Origin of the sequence: Methylosinus sp. Sm6 (assembly GCF_019802345.1) — a bacterium.
GTDB lineage: Bacteria > Pseudomonadota > Alphaproteobacteria > Rhizobiales > Beijerinckiaceae > Methylosinus.
In genome coordinates this window covers 1-4,116 of record NZ_JAINDZ010000087.1, presented here as the reverse complement: position 1 = coordinate 4,116, position 4,116 = coordinate 1, and the positions used below count along the sequence as shown (strand labels likewise).

Annotated in this window: 11 protein-coding genes; all 11 read right to left on the bottom strand. The window is 67.6% G+C overall.

Annotation, left to right across the window (positions count from 1 at the left end):
• Positions 1–54: 54 nt before the first annotated feature.
• Genes K3F48_RS23355 through K3F48_RS23305 form a run of 11 tightly spaced genes read right to left on the bottom strand, consistent with a single transcriptional unit; the run spans position 55 to position 4,083 of the window.
• Entirely contained in the window at positions 55–453 is a 399-nt protein-coding gene (locus K3F48_RS23355) for a helix-turn-helix domain-containing protein (protein ID WP_370631491.1), read from the bottom strand.
• Complete coding sequence (locus K3F48_RS23350; protein WP_222577838.1) at positions 450–704, bottom strand: hypothetical protein; 255 nt, start codon at positions 702–704, stop codon at positions 450–452. Before K3F48_RS23350 ends, K3F48_RS23355 begins: the two co-directional genes overlap by 4 nt.
• Complete coding sequence (locus K3F48_RS23345) at positions 701–916, bottom strand: hypothetical protein (RefSeq protein ID WP_222577837.1); 216 nt, start codon at positions 914–916, stop codon at positions 701–703. Before K3F48_RS23345 ends, K3F48_RS23350 begins: the two co-directional genes overlap by 4 nt.
• Complete coding sequence (locus K3F48_RS23340; RefSeq protein WP_222577836.1) at positions 916–1,128, bottom strand: hypothetical protein; 213 nt, start codon at positions 1,126–1,128, stop codon at positions 916–918. The genes K3F48_RS23345 and K3F48_RS23340 overlap by 1 nt, the downstream gene beginning before the upstream one ends.
• Positions 1,125–1,634: a phospholipase D-like domain-containing protein gene (locus tag K3F48_RS23335; RefSeq protein WP_222577835.1), complete on the bottom strand. Its 510-nt coding sequence runs from the start codon at positions 1,632–1,634 to the stop codon at positions 1,125–1,127. The genes K3F48_RS23340 and K3F48_RS23335 overlap by 4 nt, the downstream gene beginning before the upstream one ends.
• A gap of 49 nt (positions 1,635–1,683) precedes the next feature.
• Positions 1,684–2,058, bottom strand: a complete 375-nt coding sequence (locus tag K3F48_RS23330; protein WP_222577834.1) for a helix-turn-helix domain-containing protein — start codon at positions 2,056–2,058, stop codon at positions 1,684–1,686.
• Entirely contained in the window at positions 2,058–2,309 is a 252-nt protein-coding gene (locus tag K3F48_RS23325) for a hypothetical protein (RefSeq protein WP_222577833.1), read from the bottom strand. Before K3F48_RS23325 ends, K3F48_RS23330 begins: the two co-directional genes overlap by 1 nt.
• The gene (locus K3F48_RS23320) at positions 2,306–2,533 is read right to left on the bottom strand and encodes a hypothetical protein (protein ID WP_222577832.1); all 228 of its coding nucleotides are present in this window, start codon (positions 2,531–2,533) and stop codon (positions 2,306–2,308) included. Before K3F48_RS23320 ends, K3F48_RS23325 begins: the two co-directional genes overlap by 4 nt.
• The gene (locus K3F48_RS23315; protein ID WP_222577831.1) at positions 2,533–2,913 is read right to left on the bottom strand and encodes a MarR family transcriptional regulator; all 381 of its coding nucleotides are present in this window, start codon (positions 2,911–2,913) and stop codon (positions 2,533–2,535) included. The genes K3F48_RS23320 and K3F48_RS23315 overlap by 1 nt, the downstream gene beginning before the upstream one ends.
• Before the next feature lie 13 nt (positions 2,914–2,926).
• Positions 2,927–3,619, bottom strand: a complete 693-nt coding sequence (locus tag K3F48_RS23310) for a regulatory protein GemA (RefSeq protein WP_255609716.1) — start codon at positions 3,617–3,619, stop codon at positions 2,927–2,929.
• Positions 3,616–4,083, bottom strand: a complete 468-nt coding sequence (locus K3F48_RS23305) for a hypothetical protein (RefSeq protein WP_222577830.1) — start codon at positions 4,081–4,083, stop codon at positions 3,616–3,618. The genes K3F48_RS23310 and K3F48_RS23305 overlap by 4 nt, the downstream gene beginning before the upstream one ends.
• Positions 4,084–4,116: the final 33 nt, after the last annotated feature.

The window sequence follows — 4,116 nt, the reverse complement described above, 5'->3', positions numbered from 1 at the left end:
GAGACAGCTGTCTCCCTCATGGCCGCGTCTCCCTTATTATGACGAGCGCGACGCTCAGAACAAGCGGCCTTGGCGCGGATCGCCCTCGTCGCGCCCGCGCGCGCGATACCGCTGAATCGTGCGGATATGGACGCCGAGACGCCGCGCCACTTCCTCGCGCGAGCAGCCCTCTTCGGCGAGCCGCGCCGCCTTGCGGCGGGCCTGTGCGTAGAAATTACGCGGGCCGAGCGGCACGAGCTCGCGGGCGCCGCCCTGCGCTGTGCGAAAATGCTCGCAGAGCTTGTCGGCCGCCTCCCGCCCGACGAGCCGCACCAGCCAATGCGCCTCGCTCGCGCGAGCCGGAAAATGCACGCGGGCGCCACCCTTCTCCTCGGCGATGGCGAGCGCCGCCGGCAGGCCGGCGACGTCGGCGATCTCGCGCAGCAGGCCGGGGAGATAGTGATATTCGCTCACCGCCGCCGCTCCTCGGCCGTGAATCCGATCCGGACGTGGTCGCCGACGATGGTGATGACGACGCCATGCTCGACCACATAGATGAGCCCGTCGCATTTGATCGTGTAGCGCGACTGCTCGAGCGCGCCGGCGACCGCGGCCGCGCGCGCGAGCGACGCCTCCATGCTGGCGTGCAGCGCCTCGACATCGAAGCCGCCGGCCCGCTCCAGGAAGCGCACGAGCGCGTGATCCGAGACGCCGATCCTGCTCATTGCGCCATCCTCTGCTTGATGATGCGCTCATTGGCCTTCAGCCAGCGCAGCAGCTCGATCGCATGTTTCATCCGCGCTTCGTGCAGATGGCCGACGTGCATCTTCTGGTAGACGACGAGCTTGAAGTCGCCGCGCGCGATCTCGTGCATGCGCTCCAGCTCCTCGATCACCGCGCCGATCGACGGCTTCTTCTTTTCGGGCGGCGTATGCATCAGTGCGTCTTCTTCGCGGCGTTGACGATCTCGACGAAGTAATCGGCGGCGGCCTTGGCCGATCGCAGCCACGCCTCCCTCACCTCCGGCGTCATCGCGGCGAGCGCCTGCCGGGCGTCCGCCATCGGCCGCGTGAGACCGTAATTCGCCTCGCACATCCGCACCGCCAATTCGGCGGGGTCGATCTCGACTATGAGCTTGTCCTGCATCATCGCCTCCACATCGCTTCAAAAGCCGCTTGAAAGGTGCTGATCGCGCTCGCGCAGTCGACGACGACGAGGTCATTGTCCTGGCGCTTGAGCCCGCCGTGCGTGAAATTGCCGGCGCCGGTGCGCAGCAGGCGGCCGTCGACCGTGTATGATTTGAGATGCATGAAGGGCGCGGGGCTGCCCTTGTATCTGATCTCGACGCGCAGCTCGGCCGCGAGCCGGTCGATCGCCTCGGCGAGCTTGCGCGGCTGGCGGGCGTCGCGCCCGTCGCGATAGACGCGCACCACGACGCCACGCTGCGCCGCGCGGGTGAGCGCGTCGATGACGGGCGTCGATGTCAGCACATAGGCCGCAAAGTCGATGCGCTCCCGCGCGCCGTCGATCAGCCGCACGTCGATCGCCTCGAGATCGTCGCGCGGCGCGAAGCCTTGTTCGAGGACATGACAGGACTCGGCCGCCGAGGCCGGCGAGGCGAGGAAAAGGAGCGATAAGAGGAAAATGGATTTCATGGCTGCCACACGATGATGCTGCCGACGAGAACGAATACCCGTCCTGCAATCAGGCGACCCTTTCGTCGGCAGGGTCGATGCTCCAGCCGCCGTTGCTCCGGACGAGACGAGCGCCGATCATCGCGCAGACGAAGGAGAGAGTCTGTCGGATCGTGCCCAGAGAGCTATTTGTGTTCTCCGGACCTCCGCCCACGTCGTCGCCGTAGGCGGCGTCGATCATTTCCGACCGGCGCACGACTCGCCCGGGCACGGAGAGCAGCGCGACGAGCATTCGCCTGTCCCGGACATCCATGCGGAAATCGTGTCCGCGATAGCCTGCCCAGGGCGTCAATGTCGAAATCACCAATGCGTCACGCCGCTCACTCGACAGGCTGGCGACGCGTGTGCGCTTGAATGCGCCGAGAATGAGCGTCGGCAGGGCCATCACGCCGCCCTCGCTGCGATCGGCGCGCGCAGGCGCGCGAGGTGATGCGCGCGCATGTCGCGCACGCGGCCGAGATCGTCGAGCCGGCCGGCGGCGAGCAGCCGCCGCTCGTGCTGCGCCACCCGCCACGCCCAGCGCAGGCAGTCCTGATAGGTCCAGCCATTGCCGTGCGCCCGATAGCGCTCATGCGACAGCGCCATGATCGCCCCGCGATCATAGCCGCCGTCCTCGCGCAGGAGGCCGCGCATCACGCCTGCACCACATGAGTGAGCGCGATGCAGCCGTGTCCACCCGTCACCTGCACGACCGGCGTATGCCCGCCGAGCACATAGGCGCCCGGCTCGATGATCGTGACCTCGACGCAGCGATCGCCGATAACGCCGGGATAGACCTTGATGCTGGAGCCGATCGGATGCGCGACGTTGAAGCGCTCGCAGGCGGTCATCTTCTCGAGCGAGGACTGTCTCTTTCGCATCACAGCGCTCCCCGCTTGCGCAGCTCGGCCAGGATGTTCCGCGCCGTCTGCGTCGCTATGCCGAGGGCGTTTGCGATTTCCAAGGGCGTCGGAGCCTTCCCCGACCTTCGAACGAGATCGAGCACGCGCTGCTGTGTCGCGGAGAGGCCATGCGCGAGCGGCGCGTTCCCGACGCTCGGATGCGGCGCCGGCGGCTCGATCGGCACGGACTCGGGCTCGCGCTCATCCTCGTGAGGAGCGTCGAGCTCGGGCTCCTCGAGCGTGCCCGGCCACACGGAGTCCTGGGCGAGATAGAGGCGACGCACGAGTTCGTCCACCGCCTCCGGACTGTCGATCTTGGCGGAGACGTCGAATGCGTCATTACGGATTGTGATTTCCATATGCTGCGCCATCTCATGCCGCCTTTCTTTTCTGCTTGTCCTGCGCGGCGCGCAGGCGCGCGCCGAGGCGGGCGGCGAGGCGGTCGATGTCCTCGCCGGTGTAGGAGTCGAAGCCGGCCGGCAGGCCCTGGCGATAGCCGAACAGCTCGAAGTCGCTCGGCCACGCGCGCTCGAAGTCGGCGCCGGGAACGAAGGGCAGGAAGGCGCTCGTCTCGAAGCAGCGACGCGCGATCGCCTTCAGCAGCGCCATCTTGCGCGCCGCCGAATCCTCGCCGCGGCCCTTCGGCCATTCCACGCCGCCGTCGCGCGCCATCCACTTTTTCACCCCCTCGATCGCCTTGGCGGCGTCGCCGGGGTCGTTCAAAAAGCGCGTGTGCGAGAGGCCAGTCTGCCGCGCGACGAAGGCGAGCAGCGCCTGGTCGTCGCGGCTGCGGGCGAGGCCGAGGTTCCAGGCGCCGATCCACAGCGCGCGCAGGATCGGCGCATAGGGCCCGCTCGCCGTCTCCGCCGGCCGGCGCATGGCGGCTCCGCCGGAGAGCCCGTTGAGCATGTCGATGAGCCGCGCCGCTTCGCGCGTGTCGAGCAGGCGCGAGGAGCTGCGCCCGCCGAACTCGCGGGCTAGGAGGTCGCGGTAATCCTGCTCGGTGAACTGCGGCATTTTCTTCAACGCCGCATGAATGGCGCGGGTTTGCGCGGATGTCGTCATGACTGCGCTCCCGTGACTCGCATCTGCGCGCCGGCGTCGGCGAGCACGCTCTGCATCCAGGCGTCGCGCGCGGTCGCCGCGAAATCTTGTTGCGACAGCATTCGCTCTCCCGGTCGGACGCCGCTCACCGCGAAGACGGCCGCCTGCTGCAAATAGAAAGCGCAGACGAAATCGAAGAAGTTGCGCAGCCGCTCCGGCTGCGTCTTCAACTGATCGAAAAACGTCTCGAAGAGCGCGGTCTGCCGAGCGACGACGACCTGCGCGAAGGCGGCGAGCTCCGCCATCTGCGCCGGGTCGAAGCGCTCCTCGATCGCGTCGCCGTCGATCGCGACTCCCTTCGCGCTCCGCTCGAGATATTCGGCGGCGAGCCGCAATTCATCCGAGTCGGCGAAATGGCCGATCTGACTGAGGTAGCGCGATATGCGCCGCAGCTCCGCGGCATAGTCTTGCGCGATCGTGGTCATGCCGCATCTCCTTCTTGGAGCAGCCGGTCAGCT

Coding starts and splice junctions, on each gene's coding strand:
- K3F48_RS23315 (WP_222577831.1), bottom strand. CDS start 2,913: ATGGAAATCACAATCCGTAATGACGCATTCGACGTCTCCGCCAAGATC.
- K3F48_RS23335 (WP_222577835.1), bottom strand. CDS start 1,634: ATGAAATCCATTTTCCTCTTATCGCTCCTTTTCCTCGCCTCGCCGGCC.
- K3F48_RS23330 (WP_222577834.1), bottom strand. CDS start 2,058: ATGGCCCTGCCGACGCTCATTCTCGGCGCATTCAAGCGCACACGCGTC.
- K3F48_RS23320 (WP_222577832.1), bottom strand. CDS start 2,533: ATGCGAAAGAGACAGTCCTCGCTCGAGAAGATGACCGCCTGCGAGCGC.
- K3F48_RS23350 (WP_222577838.1), bottom strand. CDS start 704: ATGAGCAGGATCGGCGTCTCGGATCACGCGCTCGTGCGCTTCCTGGAG.
- K3F48_RS23305 (WP_222577830.1), bottom strand. CDS start 4,083: ATGACCACGATCGCGCAAGACTATGCCGCGGAGCTGCGGCGCATATCG.
- K3F48_RS23310 (WP_255609716.1), bottom strand. CDS start 3,619: ATGACGACATCCGCGCAAACCCGCGCCATTCATGCGGCGTTGAAGAAA.
- K3F48_RS23345 (WP_222577837.1), bottom strand. CDS start 916: ATGCATACGCCGCCCGAAAAGAAGAAGCCGTCGATCGGCGCGGTGATC.
- K3F48_RS23340 (WP_222577836.1), bottom strand. CDS start 1,128: ATGATGCAGGACAAGCTCATAGTCGAGATCGACCCCGCCGAATTGGCG.